General features: G+C 33.6%; 13 protein-coding genes. 4 read left to right on the forward strand and 9 right to left on the reverse strand.

Annotated elements, in window-relative coordinates:
- Nucleotides 1–19: 19 nt before the first annotated feature.
- Both B0A57_RS03215 and B0A57_RS03220 read right to left on the reverse strand, forming a co-directional pair.
- On the reverse strand, nt 20–886 hold the full coding sequence (locus B0A57_RS03215; RefSeq protein WP_034097251.1) for a DUF58 domain-containing protein: 867 nt from the start codon (nt 884–886) through the stop codon (nt 20–22).
- Nucleotides 887–955: 69 nt separating this feature from the next.
- Complete coding sequence (locus B0A57_RS03220) at nt 956–1,960, reverse strand: AAA family ATPase (RefSeq protein WP_034097253.1); 1,005 nt, start codon at nt 1,958–1,960, stop codon at nt 956–958.
- Nucleotides 1,961–2,134: 174 nt separating this feature from the next.
- On the opposite strand from B0A57_RS03220, the gene B0A57_RS03225 reads away from it, so the two are divergent.
- The 4 genes from B0A57_RS03225 (at nt 2,135) to B0A57_RS03240 (ending at nt 5,242) form a co-directional block, all read left to right on the forward strand.
- A complete protein-coding gene (locus B0A57_RS03225; protein ID WP_034097284.1) occupies nt 2,135–3,280 on the forward strand; it encodes an ATP-binding protein in 1,146 nt (381 codons plus the stop codon).
- The gene (locus B0A57_RS03230) at nt 3,261–4,010 is read left to right on the forward strand and encodes a metallophosphoesterase family protein (RefSeq protein ID WP_034097255.1); all 750 of its coding nucleotides are present in this window, start codon (nt 3,261–3,263) and stop codon (nt 4,008–4,010) included. The genes B0A57_RS03225 and B0A57_RS03230 overlap by 20 nt, the downstream gene beginning before the upstream one ends.
- A gap of 49 nt (nt 4,011–4,059) precedes the next feature.
- Nucleotides 4,060–4,575, forward strand: coding sequence for a DUF6646 family protein (locus tag B0A57_RS03235; RefSeq protein WP_034097257.1), 516 nt, complete (start codon nt 4,060–4,062; stop codon nt 4,573–4,575).
- 85 nt (nt 4,576–4,660) lie between these two features.
- Nucleotides 4,661–5,242 (forward strand): PhnA domain-containing protein, encoded by a 582-nt coding sequence (locus B0A57_RS03240; protein ID WP_011962319.1) that lies wholly within the window; start codon nt 4,661–4,663, stop codon nt 5,240–5,242.
- An 89-nt stretch (nt 5,243–5,331) separates the two neighbouring features.
- Here B0A57_RS03240 and B0A57_RS03245 read toward each other — a convergent pair whose 3' ends face one another.
- From B0A57_RS03245 to B0A57_RS03275, 7 genes are all read right to left on the reverse strand, one after another.
- Nucleotides 5,332–6,327, reverse strand: a complete 996-nt coding sequence (locus B0A57_RS03245; RefSeq protein ID WP_011962320.1) for an NAD(P)H-dependent glycerol-3-phosphate dehydrogenase — start codon at nt 6,325–6,327, stop codon at nt 5,332–5,334.
- 253 nt (nt 6,328–6,580) lie between these two features.
- The gene (locus B0A57_RS03250; RefSeq protein WP_011962321.1) at nt 6,581–7,747 is read right to left on the reverse strand and encodes an iron-containing alcohol dehydrogenase; all 1,167 of its coding nucleotides are present in this window, start codon (nt 7,745–7,747) and stop codon (nt 6,581–6,583) included.
- 74 nt (nt 7,748–7,821) lie between these two features.
- Complete coding sequence (gene nadD / locus B0A57_RS03255) at nt 7,822–8,403, reverse strand: nicotinate (nicotinamide) nucleotide adenylyltransferase (RefSeq protein ID WP_011962322.1); 582 nt, start codon at nt 8,401–8,403, stop codon at nt 7,822–7,824.
- A 275-nt stretch (nt 8,404–8,678) separates the two neighbouring features.
- Entirely contained in the window at nt 8,679–11,564 is a 2,886-nt protein-coding gene (locus B0A57_RS03260; RefSeq protein ID WP_074460304.1) for a TonB-dependent receptor, read from the reverse strand.
- 180 nt (nt 11,565–11,744) lie between these two features.
- Entirely contained in the window at nt 11,745–13,388 is a 1,644-nt protein-coding gene (gene pgi / locus B0A57_RS03265; RefSeq protein WP_034097263.1) for a glucose-6-phosphate isomerase, read from the reverse strand.
- 141 nt (nt 13,389–13,529) lie between these two features.
- Nucleotides 13,530–14,141, reverse strand: a complete 612-nt coding sequence (locus B0A57_RS03270; protein WP_011962325.1) for a 50S ribosomal protein L25/general stress protein Ctc — start codon at nt 14,139–14,141, stop codon at nt 13,530–13,532.
- Nucleotides 14,142–14,228: 87 nt separating this feature from the next.
- Entirely contained in the window at nt 14,229–15,170 is a 942-nt protein-coding gene (locus B0A57_RS03275; protein WP_038465841.1) for a ribose-phosphate pyrophosphokinase, read from the reverse strand.
- Between the last annotated feature and the right edge of the window lie 5 nt (nt 15,171–15,175).

Genomic DNA, 15,175 nt, shown 5'->3' on the forward strand with positions numbered 1-15,175 from the left:
ACTTTGTGGTTAAACTCATTTATCTCGATTTAAAATACCCTAATAATTTTGTAACATAACTTTCGTCGACTCTTGTGCTTACTGTCCCTGAACCGCATTTTGAAAAGATGGCTGCAAAATAACTTACTTTTTCGTTATAATACTTTTCATATTCAAAACGAACAGAAGCAGAATTTGTATTTACCCATTGTGTTTCGCCAGTTTCGGCATCTTGCATGGCAACCAAACCTATATTTGTCATTTTTTCTTCCCGAATATCATATACTCGAATACCCGTAATATCGTGCTTCTTTCCCGCTATTTTTAATGTTTTCTCGTAATCATGATCTGTAATAAAATCGGAAATCATAAAAACGATGGCTTTCTTTTTTTGTGTTCCAGATAAGAATTTTAACGCTTGCGAAATATCTGTTTTATTACTTTTAGGTTTAAATTCTATGAGTTCACGAATAATTCTAAGTACGTGTGGTTTCCCTTTTTTAGGCGGAATATATAACTCGATTTCATCGGTAAATAAAATTAAACCTATTTTGTCGTTATTTTGAGTTGCCGAAAACGCCATTGTGGCGGCAATTTCGGTTACAATTTCGCTTTTGAGTTGGTTTTTAGTTCCGAAACTTTCCGAACCAGAAATATCTACCATGAGCATCATAGTAAGTTCGCGTTCTTCTTCAAAAACCTTTACATGTGCTTCGTTATATCGTGCCGTCACATTCCAATCGATGGCACGAATGTCGTCGCCATATTGGTATTGTCTTACTTCCGAGAAAGTCATTCCTCGTCCTTTGAAAGACGTGTGATATTCGCCCGAGAAGATGTGATCGCTCAATCTTCGGGTTTTAATTTCTATTTTTCGGACTTTTTTTAAGAGTTCTTTTGTATCCATATTCTAAAGGCAATAGGCAATAGGCAATAGGCATTAACTTGTGGCTAATGGTTTTTGCCTAATCACTATTTAGGGAACTTCTATTTCGTTTACGATTTTGTTGATAATATCGACTGAAGTCACATTTTCAGCTTCTGCTTCGTAGGTGATTCCAATTCTGTGACGCAATACATCATGTACCACTGCGCGAACATCTTCTGGAATTACATAACCACGTCGTTTTATAAAAGCGTAGCATTTTGCTGCCATTGCCAAATTGATGCTTCCACGAGGCGATGCTCCGAAACCAATAAGAGGTTTTAAAGATTCTAATTTGTATTTTTCTGGATAACGTGTGGCAAAAATAATGTCGAGAATATATTTTTCGATTTTTTCGTCCATATAAACCTCACGAACGGCTTCTTGTGCACGAATAATTTGCTCGACTGAAACCACTGGGTTTACTTTTGAAAATCCTCCATTTAGATTCTGGCGAATGACCATGCGCTCGTCTTCCATTTTTGGATAATCGATAACTGTTTTAAGCATAAAACGATCTACTTGCGCTTCTGGCAAAGGATAAGTTCCTTCCTGTTCGATTGGATTTTGTGTGGCAAGTACTAGAAATGGTCGCTCTAATTTGAAAGTAGTATCGCCAATAGTTACTTGTTTTTCTTGCATGGCTTCTAAAAGTGCCGATTGTACTTTAGCTGGTGCACGATTGATCTCATCGGCAAGGACAAAATTTGCAAAAATTGGTCCTTTTTTTATCGAAAATTCATTTGCTTTAATATTGTATATCATGGTTCCTACCACATCGGCAGGTAATAAATCTGGCGTAAACTGAATACGACTAAAAGAACCTTGAATCGCTTGCGATAATGTATTTATGGCTAAAGTTTTTGCTAAACCAGGAACACCTTCTAGTAAAATATGTCCTTGACCCAAAAGTCCGATAAGCAAACGCTCGATCATGTGTTTTTGTCCAACAATTACTTTGTTCATTTCCATAGTCAGAAGGTCTATAAAAGCACTTTCTCTTTCTATTTTTTCATTAATTGCTCTAATGTCTAAAGTCGTTGTGTTTTGTTCCATTTTTATTTTTTTAAAGCCGTGAATTTAGGTTGTATTTTATTATGGTGCAAATTGAAATTTTTTTTAGAAGTACAATGTTAAAAAATGGTTAAAACTTATTTAAAAGATTCAATTTTAAGGATGATTTATGATACTATTTGCCTATTTTTAAGAATTGAAAAAAAACACACTGTTTTGATAAACAAACGACTGCTTATAAAAAATCTTTTGGCTCACAATGATGAGTGTAGTTTTTACGACAAAAAGCGTCAGTTGAACTTGCATTCTCGTGAAGGAAAAGCAAAATTTCTGAAGCATATTTGTGCTTTATCAAATTCTAATCCTAGTAATAATTCTTACATTGTAGTTGGGGTAGAAGATGATGACAACGAGATTGTAGGCGACGATTTTTTTGATGATAGTAGGATTCAGAATTTAGTGAATGCTTTTTTAGAAAACCCACCCAAAATTCAGTACGAAAATGTGCCTTTTCCTAATTTGCCTAAAGATAAAGTTGTGGGGTTGGTAACTATAAAACCCAATAATAAAGTGTCTTTTTTTAGAAAAGGAATTCATACGATTGTTGCCAATTCTACTTTCAAACGAGTGGGAAGCAATACGATTCCTGCCGAAGGGAAAATTCCTTTTTCTAAAGAAAATACAGAAGCGGTAATTAGCATCGAGAATAACTCCAGAAACAGTATTGGTTATACGCTGGAAGGGGTTTTAGATTTTATAAATATCCGTCACAAAGACATGTTTAGTAACTATAAGGTTTTTAAAGAGTTGTTTGTGGTTTGCTGGTCCGGGAATAAGAAGAAAATAAAAAATCAAACCTATTTTTCTCGGGTTGATATAGAATTAATAAACGAGCAAATTAAACTTTTTTATTCGGCACAAGATGAGGTTTCGATAACTTTCGATGATAATTGTTTTGTTATTACCGAATATATTTCGATTGGTCTAAATGATAAAACTAGTTATTATCCGCTAGAAAAAGTGATCATTACTTTTTTTGATAATGGTTATTATAAGATAACAAACAAAATATTGTTTGAACCGCCAGAATTTAACAGGAAAATGTTGTATCATATTTACAATTCAAATTTATCGTTAATCTCGAAACTCGAAAATAGATTTGCATTAACCGAAAAGGAAAATAAGGATCTTGAGAATTTGCCTTCTACATTAATGATTTGTTATCTTAACGGATTTAATGAGGCGAAGCAAAAATTAATTGATGCAAAATGTTTGTTAAAACCATATCCCACAATATATTTGAGTTTTAAAGAAGCTTTAAGAGTATTAAGAAAAATGAAATATGACAAAAATTACGAATAGAACATTAGTTATTGGAGATATACACGGAGGATTAAAGGCATTAATACAGGTTTTAGACAGGGCAAAGGTTACTAAAACAGATGTGTTAATTTTTTTAGGCGATTATGTAGATGGTTGGAGCGAATCGCCACAGGTTTTAGATTTTCTAATTTCTTTGCAAGAAACAAATCATTGCGTTTTTCTTCGTGGTAACCATGACGAATTATTATTAGATTGGCTTGCTTGTAAGACCGAAAATATTAATCTAGAACTCTGGTACAAAAGCGGAGGGGAGGCTACCGTTTTAGCCTATCAGACTGTTTCAGAAAGAAAAAAACAAAAGCACATACTATTTCTAAAATCATTACAAAATTATTATTTAGATTCAGATAATCGACTATTCGTGCATGCTGGTTTTACAAATGCAAATGGTGTACATCATGAGTATTTTCCCAAAATTTTGTATTGGGATCGAACGCTTTGGGAAACCGCATTGGCATTAAATGAAGGTTTAGAAACCACTCATAAGTATTATCCAAAAAGATTTGTCTTATATAAAGAAATTTATATAGGGCACACGGCTGTTACGAAAATTGAAGAAACAACCCCTATAAATAAAGCCAATATTTGGAATATAGATACTGGAGCCGCTTTTCTGGGGCCATTAACAATTCTTGATATAAATACGAAACAGTTTTGGCAAAGCGATCATTTACCTTGTTTATATTCGAACGAAAAAGGTAGAAATTAAAAAGGAACTTATTATATTTGCCAATATTTTTAAAAAAAAAATATTTACGATGAAAAAAATCATGACACTTTTACTTGTTCTTTCGGCAAGTATCGCAAATGCACAAGCCTACAAAGGAAAAGGAGATATTAAAGCACAAGTTGGTGCTAATATTCAAACGGGTACCCAAGGGATTTTTGCCTCAGGAGATTACGGTATTGGCGAAAACATCTCTATTGGTCTTTCTGCTAATTATTCATTATCTGCAAACCAGGAGTATTTTAATGATTTGACTTTAAGTTCCGAAAGTCCAGCATTTTTAGATCGTGTAGATCTTAAAGCAAGATTTAATGCCAACATAGGTAATGTTTTAGGTCTTGATAAAAAAATGGACGTTTACCCAGGTTTAGATTTGGGAACAAGAAATTTTGGTATTCATGCAGGTTTTCGTTATTTCTTTACTGATGGTTTTGGTGTTTTTGGAGAAGCAGGTCTTCCTCTTGCAAAATACAGTACAAATGCTTCAGTATTTAGTAATTATAACAACCAATTTGCATTTAATGTAGGTGCTTCTTTTAATTTGTAATTTAATTAAAAAAAAATAGTAAACCCTAATTCAGAAAATTTAAGATAAATATTTCTGAATTAGGGTTTTTTTATAAAAATATAACATGACTCCAATAGAAAAAAAATTATACGATCGAAGCGGTTCTAAATGTGAATTGTGTGGTTCTGCCGATGATTTAAGAATTCATTTAACCAAAGAAGAAGCTATCTCTGTAGATAATTCAGTCTTAGTTTGTACTACTTGCAAAAATCAAGTAGAAAACACAACTACAACAGATCCGAACCATTGGAGATGTCTTAGTGATAGTATGTGGAACGAAAATAAACCCGTGCAAGTTGTGGCATGGAGAATGCTAAACAGATTGCGTCCAGAAGGCTGGTCTCAGGATTTATTAGATATGATGTATCTTGATGAAGAAACTTTAGTTTGGGCCGCCGCTACTGGCGAAGGAGAAGATGAAGAAGGAAAAATAATTCATAAGGACGGAAATGGAAATATCCTAAAAGACGGAGATTCAGTAGTTTTAATTAAAGATTTAGATGTAAAAGGAGCAACTTTTACTGCAAAACGTGGTGCTGCTGTGCATAATATTAAATTGGTTTGGGATAATGCAGACCAAATAGAAGGACGTGTAGAAGGGCAGCATATTGTAATTTTGACACAATATGTTAAGAAAACAAAATAATTTAGAACTGCCCCAAATAGGTTGATACTCTTTGGGGCAGTTTAAAAACAGTATTGTATTATATACAAAATCTAAATTTTTGCTAAAGATTAATCTAACTTATCAGTTAGTTTTTCAAATACTTTTTTAGCGTTTTTTCCTTCGTATAAAATCTCGTAAACAGCATTAATAATTGGTGTTTTTGCTTTGTAGTTTTGGTTTAATTTCCAGGCGCTTTTAGTTGCATAATATCCCTCTGCAACCATACTCATTTCCATTTGAGCAGACTTTACTGTGTATCCTTTTCCAATCATATTTCCAAACATTCTGTTTCTAGAAAACACAGAATAACCTGTAACTAACAAATCGCCTAGATATGCAGAATCGTTTATGTTGCGTTTCATTTTGTGTACTTTCTTGATGAATTTTTTCATCTCACGGATGCCGTTGCTCATTAAAACTGATTGAAAATTATCGCCATATCCCAAACCATGAGCAATTCCTGCTGCAATGGCATAAATGTTTTTGAGCATTGCAGCATATTCTGTGCCTATAATGTCGTCCGAAATCTTTGCTTTTATAAAATGTCCCGACAAGCAATTTGCTACTATTTTGGCTTTTTTGGCGTCGCCACAAGCAATAGTTAGGTATGACAAACGTTCTAGGGCAACTTCTTCAGCGTGGCAAGGTCCTGTAATTACCCCAATATTATCGAAAGGGATATTGTATGTCTTATTAAAGTGTTCTCCAACAATGAGACTTGTTTCTGGAACAATTCCCTTAATGGCAGAAAAAATAATTTTACCATCTAGACTTTCGGTCATTTTTTCTAGTTCGTTACTTAAAAACGCTGACGGGATGGCAAAAATAATATAATCGGCATAAGCAATGGCTTCATTTATATTTGTTGTAAGTCGTAATTTAGTAGTGTCAAATTGAACCCCAGTTAAATAGTTTGGGTTGTGTTTGTATGTTTTAATATGGTTTACAGCGTCTTCATTACGCATATACCAAGCCACTTCGTTTAGATTTACGCATAACATTTTAGTGATCGCCGTAGCCCAACTTCCTCCGCCTATTACGGCAAATTTTGGTTTTGTAGTCATTACAAAAAATTTAGTATTTCAAAAGTAAGCAAAATAGTATAAAGATGAAAGTTATTGCTGTAAAGGTGCAATAATAAAGGCGTTATAAAATTTAACCTTAAAGTTTAGTTTTTTTACACAATTTAAAAATTAATATAACGTTATAATTATGAGTTAGTTAAGTGAATTTAAAATGATTTTGTTTTGCATTTAAAAAAAAAGGCGTTCATGAAATTATTTCTTGAACGCCTTTTGAAATTTATAGGATAATTTTTTAGTAGCTACCCTCTACAATTTCTTTTACTTTTTGTAAAGTGATGTTTTGTTTTTCGCCTAATGCCTTCCAGCCTCTTGTTTCGAAACGATTTACAATAAAATCGGCTGATTTTTTGTAATCTTCTGTATATTCGGATAGTTTGGTTTGCATACCCATTTTATGAAAGAAATCGACAGTTTTTTCTATCGCTTTCGCTGCTTTTTCTTCGGTTGAGTTTCCTGTAATATTAAAAATTCTTTCTCCGTATTGTGCTAGTTTGTCTTTTTTTGTTTCAAACATTGCTTTATATAAACTAGGTGCAATAACCGCCAATGTTCTGGCGTGGTCTATCCCGTATAAAGCGGTAAGCTCGTGACCAATCATGTGTGTTGCCCAGTCTGAGGGTACTCCTTTTTGGATTAATCCGTTTAGCGCCATTGTTGCACACCACATAAAGTTAGAGGCTAATTTGTAATCCGTTGGGTTTTTTACAACATTTGGTCCAATTTCTACTAATGTTTGTAAAATGCTTTCCGCAATTCGGTCTTGTAAAATGGCATCATGCGGATAGGTTAAATATTGTTCCATGACATGGGTAAACGCATCGACAACACCATTTTCTAATTGTCTTTTTGGTAAAGAAGCAATAACTGTTGGGTCGCAAATTGAGAATTTTGGAAACAATGCGCTACCGCCTAAAACTAGTTTTTCCTGAGTTGCTTCGATGGTTACTACTGCGCCAGAATTCATTTCCGATCCTGTTGCTGGTAAAGTAAGTACGGTTCCAAAGGGAATTACTTTCGATAAATCTGTAAATAAGACTCGGTTTTTAAGAATGTCTATTGGATTTCCTTCAAAATTCGTGGCTCCCGAAATAAATTTCACACCATCTATAACGCTTCCTCCGCCAACTGCCAGTATAAAATTAATTTTTTCTTTTCTAATAATTTCGACCGCAGTCATTAGGGTTTCAAAACGTGGGTTGGGTTCTATTCCGCCAAATTCGATAACATCAAAACCTTTTAGATTTTTAATTACTTGTTCGTGAATTCCGTTTTTAAATATACTTCCGCCACCATACGCCAAAAGAATTTTTGCGTTTTTTGGGACTAGAGTTGATAGTTTTTCTATTTGATCTTTTCCAAAAATATAATTGGTAGGATTGTATAATTCGAAGTTTAGCATAGCTTTTTATTTTTAAAATTTAAAATTATAAAAGTTTCTTCGGAAGTGTTATAAAACTATGTTAATTTAAAATATTATTTTTTGTAAAAATTACTATGGTCTATATATTTCCAAACTTTGGGAGGTAATAGCGGTTGGATATTTTTTTTATTTTTTATATTTTCACGAATAAATGTTGAAGATATTTCTACAATTGGAGCTTTTATGATGTGAATTTTCTGATGGTTTATAAATTGATTGTCAATTGTATCAGTGTTTAATCTGGGATATACATAAATTTGATGGTTTTGTAATATTGCTTCGTAATTTTTCCATTTGTGAAGCGAATTAAGGTTGTCTTCTCCCATAATTAGCGAAAATTCATAAGACGGAAATTTATCTTGTAAATGCGCTAGAGTGTTTACCGTATAATTGGGTTGCGGTAACTTAAACTCTATATCTGAGGGTTTAAGTTTCGGGTAGTCCTCTGTGGCAAGATTTACTAAATGTAAGCGTTGGTAGTCATCGAGTAAAGTGTCTTTCTTTTTTAGTGGATTATGAGGGGTAACAACCATCCATACTTGGTCTAAATCAGAATTCTCGGCCATGTGATTGGCAATAATTAGATGTCCAATGTGAATTGGGTTAAAGGTTCCGAAGTATAGTCCAATTTTCATATCCTAATTTTGTGTTGGTAAAGTTAATTAAAATCTGATGTAAGTTATATATAAAATTTAAAAGGCAAAGCATTAGTGTTGTGTAAACTTTTGTGATGATTTAACTTTTTTCGAATTTAAATGCTTTATTGTATCACTGTTTGCTAAGTGAGCTAGACTGTTTTTTAGCCACAAATATGTTTTTTCTTTTGGTATTAGGTTAGTCGTATTATAATGTTGTTTAATAAAAAAACCATCTGAGTTATCAGATGGTTTAAAAAAAAAGAGGTTGTTTTTTAGAAATTATAGCTTATGCCAAAATTCCATGTTCTTCCAAAACCAAAGTAAACTTGATTTCTTACATCGACACCATTATAAACGCCTCTGTTTTGATAATCTTGGTATGAAGTATATTGTCCGTTTCCTGTTCCTTTTAGAGCGTTTGTTGCTGTAACTGTTTTTGTAGGATCTACTAAACCATCGCTTCCGGTTGTTGGAGAATTAAACTCTGCTTCTGTAGCAGTAAACTGATTGGTTCTAGACTCAGATATGTATATTTTATCTAAAACATTGTTTACGTTTACTCTAAGGGTAAATGAATCTTTGCTGTCTTTAATTCTGTTTATTTTGTAGGTAATTCCGGCATCCATTAATCCGTAATTAGGTAATTCTAATGACCCTTTATTGATTTGATTTTTAAAATTGTTTGGAGAAATACCTGCGTAAAGTTTGTCTGATAATCTGTAGTTTGCATCAACTTTTAATCTTTTTGCAATTTCGTAGTTTGCACCTATACTTGCTGTCATTTGGGCAGCATCACCTACTTTAAGTCCATCTAAATATAAAGTAGTTGGCGTTCCTCCTCCAATTGAATTATTTGCATTATCGTATCTGTTGCTTAAACTATTTCCTTTGTATACCCAGTTACCTACAGAGACCATAGCGTTTAATCCTAATTTAGCTAATGGTTTTGCGTTCATTTCTAATTCTGCACCTGAGTGCACTTCTGTAATTCCTGAGAAATCATAATAACCACCAACATTTAATGGGTCAGTTGTGTCATTTTGTCTCTGATATCTGTCTTTCCAGGTAGTATGATATACGTTCAGATTTGCATTAAATTTTGATGATTTGAATCCGTAACCTGCTTCAAAACCAATTATTTTTTCGTTAACTAAATTTCCGTTAACTAATGAAGCGTTGTTTGGATATACCGCATTAAAAAACGGTTGTTTAGAGTAATACCCTGCATTTACAAATACATTCATTTTTTCGTTAAGGTTGTAATTTACACCTCCTTTTACGTTTCCACCAAGGATTTTTTCGTTCGCTGTAGCACTTAGCGGATCACTTGTTTTATACTTGAAATAATCTACTCTTTTGAAGCCTTGTTGCGAAACGGCACCTTGTATAAAAGCAGTAATTTTTTCGGTACTATACTCTAGTTGCGTAAATGCTCCTAGCCATTTTACTATACCATCATTGTTGAAATTAATTCTTTCTTGATTGTTCGAGTTAAAAAACGGGTTCCAATTAGATTTTGTGTCATATACCTCGCTTAATAGTCTTGGTTGCGTAACTCCTAATCCATTTGTATTGTTTATATTAGCGACGTCTTTGTAATTTGTAGCGCCTAACAAATCATTTAAGTTAGTATAATGAAATCCTTTATAAGTTCTAGCATCAATACCAAAATCTAATGTTAATTTATCGGTTAGTTTTCTACTTAAGTTAATAACACCACCATACCAGTCGTGTGAGTTTATCGAGGATATTTTAGAAATACCATTAGCTCCATTATTAGTCGTAGTAAGGTCATTTTGATACGCCCCGCCTGTTTGAGTTCTAGGTGTTGTGATTGGAAGACCTCCAGTAGAAGGTGTAATAGAAACTGGTGATCCTGAATTCCAAGCTTGTATTAAATTAACATCGATAGTTCCATCTGAGTTTCTTAAATTATCGGCATTAAATGTATTTCCTCTTATTGCTCCAGCGCCATTAGAACCTCCGCCACGTCCCCAAGAGCCGTATAAAATGGTAGATAATTTGGTTTTGTCATTAATTTTAAAATCGTAGTTAAAAGAGGCTACAGGTTTGTGGTAGTAATTTGTTTTAAAACTATATTCTTCGCCATTCAAATACCCATAATCTGAATTATAATGTATGTTTGGCTCTCCATTTTTACCATATTTAATAAATTTGGCAATTGTAGGACTAGTAGATCTTTGATTGTGCCATTGTGGTGCACCAGTAAACGTGAATTGAATGTTGTGTTTTTCATTAAACTCATAACCCAATCCTATAAAATAGTTTTGTTCTGAGAATTTTGTCCCATTTACATAACCACTTCCTTGTGTGTTACAAAATAATACCGAGGCCGATAACCCATTTTTCATTTTCCCTGTAGAATATGAAGCCAATGTTTTTAGGTAATCGTTATTTCCTAACATAGCAGACACTGTTCCGCCTTCTTTCATGTCGGCTGTTCTCGTAATTACATTAATAGTTCCTCCTACCGAAGAAATAGCTAATTTAGACGATCCTAAACCTCTTTGTACTTGTAATGCAGAAGTAACATCAGATAAACCTGACCAGTTGCTCCAATATACAGCACCACTTTCCATATCGTTTACAGGAACTCCATTTACCATTACTGCAATATTTTTCTGGTCGAAACCACGAATGTTAATTCTAGAATCTCCAAAACCACCGCCTGCTTTTGTAACATATACCGAAGGTGTGTTGGCTAAAATTTCAGGAAACTCTTGTGATCCTAGTTTTTCTCTAATTTCTGCCCCTTTGATGGTTGATACGGCAACAGGTGTTTTTCTGTCTTTCGCAAGGTCTATGACTGTCGATTTAATAACAACTTCACCAAGAAGATTCGAATCATTAGATAAAATTATATTTCCTAAATTCATCTTTTCGCCTTGTGCAAATGAATAGGTTACTTTTTTTGTTTTATATCCTAAGAAAGATATTTCTATTTTCCCGTTTTTAGATGCTGAATCAATTGTGAAACTACCATCAAAACTAGCTGATATTGCGTTTGTGTCGCCCTCAATTAATATGCTTGCGCCGGGTAAGGGACCGTTCTCGTCATAAACGAAACCTGTTATTTTTCCTTGTCCAAATACCGATGATACGGTAATTAAAAAGGTTGCTAAAAACCATTTTTTCATGTTTTTCATTTCTGGTAAAAATTAATTATTTCGGTACAAAGTTCAGTCAATATTTTTTTTTAAACGTTAACTAAATGTTAATTTTTTGAACACAAGAAAAAATGTAAATTTGCGGTATTCTTAATTAAATCTTATTTTTATTGATATAAAAGGATAAAAAAAACAAAAAAAAGTTATTTTTTAGCTGTTATGTGTAAAAAAATTTATTAAAAAATTTGTTGAAACATCGTGATTTTTAACGTTTTTTGTGTTAATTTCTTCCAAAATAGAGTTCGCTAGCTGTTTGCCAAGTTCAACTCCCCATTGGTCGTAGCTAAATATGTTCCAAATAATGCCTTGAGTGAAGATTTTATGTTCGTACATAGCAATTAACGACCCTAAGTTTTCTGGGGTTAATGCTTTAATTAAAATGGTGTTTGTAGGTTTGTTTCCTTCAAAAATTTTAAACGGAATTAAGAAGTCTGTTTTTTCTTCAGAAATAGATTGTTTTTCTAACTCGAACCTTACTTGAGCTTCTGTTTTACCATAAAGCAATGCTTCTGTTTGTGCGAAAAAGTTAGACATTAGCATGTCATGATGTTCTTTGTTGCCATGTAATGGTTTTGTGAAGCCTATAAAATCTGTCGGGATTAGTTTTGTTCCTTGGTGTATTAGTTGTAAAAACGCGTGTTGGCAATTAGTACCAGGTTCTCCCCAAATGATTGTTCCTGTTTGGTAGTTTATTCGATTGCCGTTTCGGTCTATGCTTTTTCCATTGCTTTCCATAGTGCCTTGTTGCAAATAAGGAACGAATTTTTGTAAATATTGTGTATATGGAATAACAGCTTCACTTTCGCTGCCAAAAAAATTGTTATACCAGATGCTTAGTAAGGCAAGGATAACGGGAATGTTTTTATCGAAAGTGGTGTTTCTAAAATGATTGTCCATTTTATTTGCTCCAGCCAATAATTTATCGAAATTATCAAAGCCTATTGCTAGGCTAATTGTAAGCCCAACGGAACTCCAGAGTGAAAATCGTCCGCCAACCCAGTTCCACATTGGGAAAATATTGTCTTGATCAATTCCGAAATCGGTAGCGTTTTTTATATTGGTAGAAACTGCAACAAAATGTTTGGCAATATCTTCATTATTAGCAGATTTTAGAAACCATTCTTTGATGGTTTCTGAGTTTGTTAATGTTTCTTGTGTTGTAAATGTTTTAGAAACAATAACAAAAAGAGTAGTTTCTGGGTTTAGCTTTTTTATAATTTCTGTTACATGATCTCCGTCTATATTAGACACAAAGTGAGTCTTTAGATGATTTTTGTAAAACTGAAGTGCTTCTACAACCATTGTTGGTCCTAAATCTGATCCTCCAATGCCTATATTTACAATGTCTGTAAATGTTTTTCCTGAGTAACCTGTTCTTTTACCATTTATAATAGCCTCCGAGAATAATTTCATCTTATCCTTTACTTCATAAATTTCAGGAATTATATTCTTGCCATCTACTAGAATAGTATCGTTTTTGTGGGCTCTTAGTGCGGTATGTAAAACAGACCTATCTTCTGTGGTGTTAATTTTTTTGCCAGAAAAGTAAGATTCTATTGCATCTTTTAGTCCAACTTGGTTGGCTAAGTCTAAAAGTAAATTTATGGTTGTTTGATTTATTTTGTTTTTTGAATATTCTACAAGAAAATCCTCCCATTTTATATGAAATTTTTCTGCACGATTATTGTCTTCTTGAAACATTTCTTGCATAGAAATGTTTTTGGTTTCTAGAAAATGTTTTTCGAGTTTCTGCCAAGCTTCTGTGGTGGTAGGGTTTGTGTTTTGCAACGGCATTTTTGTAGGTTTTGTAAGTTTGAAAAAAAAATAAGTTACGAATTTACGAATTTAAGTCAAACTTTGGTATAAGAAAAAAAATAAATCTATAAAAAAAGCGCCCCAATTGGAGCGCTTTCTTGCAAAAAATATGCTTGCAAATTATTTTTTCTTTTTCCCTGCAGGTGCTTTTGCGGCTTTTGCAGCTTCTTGAGCAGCTTTCATAGCGGCACGAGAAATTCTTACTTGACAAACAACAGTGTTCTCTGGGTGTAGGATTTTGTATTTTTCGTTAGCCAAAGCTGTAACATAAATTTTGTTACCCATTTCTAGAGGAGAAATATCTGCATCTAAGAAGTCTGGTAGGTTAGCTGGCAAAGCTTTTACTTTCAATTTACGTGAGTTAAGACGTAAAACACCACCTAATAATACACCTGGAGATGTTCCTATGATTCTTACAGGAACTTCCATAGTAACCTCTTTGTCCTCAAATAATTGATAAAAATCAAGGTGTAAAATTTTGTCAGTAACTGGGTGTACTTGAATGTCTTGCATTACTGCATTGTAAGACTTTCCGCCCTCAACTTCAATCACAACTGTGTGTGCGTTTGGAGTGTAAACCAATGATTTGAACGCTCTTTCATCTGCTGAAAAGTGCACTGGTTGATCTCCTCCGTATAATACGCAAGGAACCGCTCCAGCATTACGTAAGGCTTTAGTAGCAACTTTTCCTACGCTTTCTCTTTCTGATCCTTTAATTGTAATCGATTTCATTTTAAAAAAATATAGTTAATAAATAATTTATTTGTCAATAAGCTTTTGGCAATAGCCTTTTTAGCTGTAAGAGATTTGATTAATGTCTTACATTAAAAATTTTCCGCTAATAGAATTGTTGTGGTGTACCATGTTCATAACTTCTGCAAAGAGAGGTGCACAACTCACAACTCTTATTTTTTTAGATGCTTTCTTTAACGGGATAGAATCTGTTACTATCAATTCAAGTAATTTTGAATTTTCTATTTTTTCGTAAGCTTCTCCAGATAAGATAGTATGCGTGCATATTGCTCTTACGCTTAACGCTCCTTTTTCTATCATTAAATCTGCGGCTTTCGCCAAAGTGCCTCCGGTATCTATCATGTCATCTACTAAGATTACATGTCTTCCTTTTACTTCACCTATTAATTCCATCGTATCAATTACGTTGGCTATTTTCCTTTGTTTGTAGCAAATTACAACGTCTGACCCTAAGAATTTAGAGTACGCATAAGCTCTTTTAGAACCTCCCATATCTGGCGATGCAATGGTTAAATTTTCTAAGCCTAAACTTTCTACATACGGCAAGAAAATAGTCGATGCAAAAAGATGGTCTACTGGTTTTTCGAAAAAACCTTGTATCTGATCTGCATGAAGGTCCATAGTCATGATACGTGTTGCGCCTGCTGTTTCGAGTAATTTTGCGACCAGTTTTGCTCCAATTGGCACTCTTGGCTTGTCTTTTCTGTCTTGACGTGCCCATCCAAAATATGGTATTACAGCTGTTATGTGTCTTGCAGAAGCTCTTTTTGCAGCGTCTATCATTAGTAATAATTCCATCAAGTTATCTGCACTTGGAAATGTAGAACATACAATAAATACACGCAATCCTCTTATTGATTCCTCATAAGAAGGCTGGAATTCTCCATCACTATATTGCGAGAACGTTACTTTTCCTAGCGTTGTTCCGTAGCTTGCGGCTATTTTTTCTGCTAGGTAAACACTTTGCGAACAGGCAAATACTTTTGCTTCGGGTTCTAGGTGTGGCATTAATT

The organism is Flavobacterium psychrophilum DSM 3660 = ATCC 49418, from assembly GCF_002217405.1.
GTDB classification, from domain to species: Bacteria; Bacteroidota; Bacteroidia; order Flavobacteriales; family Flavobacteriaceae; genus Flavobacterium; species Flavobacterium psychrophilum.

Excerpts from the sequence above, each read along its gene's own strand:
- B0A57_RS03215 (WP_034097251.1), bottom strand. The coding sequence starts at position 886 with ATGGATACAAAAGAACTCTTAAAAAAAGTCCGAAAAATAGAAATTAAA.
- B0A57_RS03220 (WP_034097253.1), bottom strand. The coding sequence starts at position 1,960 with ATGGAACAAAACACAACGACTTTAGACATTAGAGCAATTAATGAAAAA.
- B0A57_RS03230 (WP_034097255.1), top strand. The coding sequence starts at position 3,261 with ATGACAAAAATTACGAATAGAACATTAGTTATTGGAGATATACACGGA.
- B0A57_RS03235 (WP_034097257.1), top strand. The coding sequence starts at position 4,060 with ATGAAAAAAATCATGACACTTTTACTTGTTCTTTCGGCAAGTATCGCA.
- B0A57_RS03240 (WP_011962319.1), top strand. The coding sequence starts at position 4,661 with ATGACTCCAATAGAAAAAAAATTATACGATCGAAGCGGTTCTAAATGT.
- B0A57_RS03245 (WP_011962320.1), bottom strand. The coding sequence starts at position 6,327 with ATGACTACAAAACCAAAATTTGCCGTAATAGGCGGAGGAAGTTGGGCT.
- B0A57_RS03250 (WP_011962321.1), bottom strand. The coding sequence starts at position 7,747 with ATGCTAAACTTCGAATTATACAATCCTACCAATTATATTTTTGGAAAA.
- nadD (WP_011962322.1), bottom strand. The coding sequence starts at position 8,403 with ATGAAAATTGGACTATACTTCGGAACCTTTAACCCAATTCACATTGGA.
- B0A57_RS03260 (WP_074460304.1), bottom strand. The coding sequence starts at position 11,564 with ATGAAAAAATGGTTTTTAGCAACCTTTTTAATTACCGTATCATCGGTA.
- pgi (WP_034097263.1), bottom strand. The coding sequence starts at position 13,388 with ATGCCGTTGCAAAACACAAACCCTACCACCACAGAAGCTTGGCAGAAA.
- B0A57_RS03270 (WP_011962325.1), bottom strand. The coding sequence starts at position 14,141 with ATGAAATCGATTACAATTAAAGGATCAGAAAGAGAAAGCGTAGGAAAA.
- B0A57_RS03275 (WP_038465841.1), bottom strand. The coding sequence starts at position 15,170 with ATGCCACACCTAGAACCCGAAGCAAAAGTATTTGCCTGTTCGCAAAGT.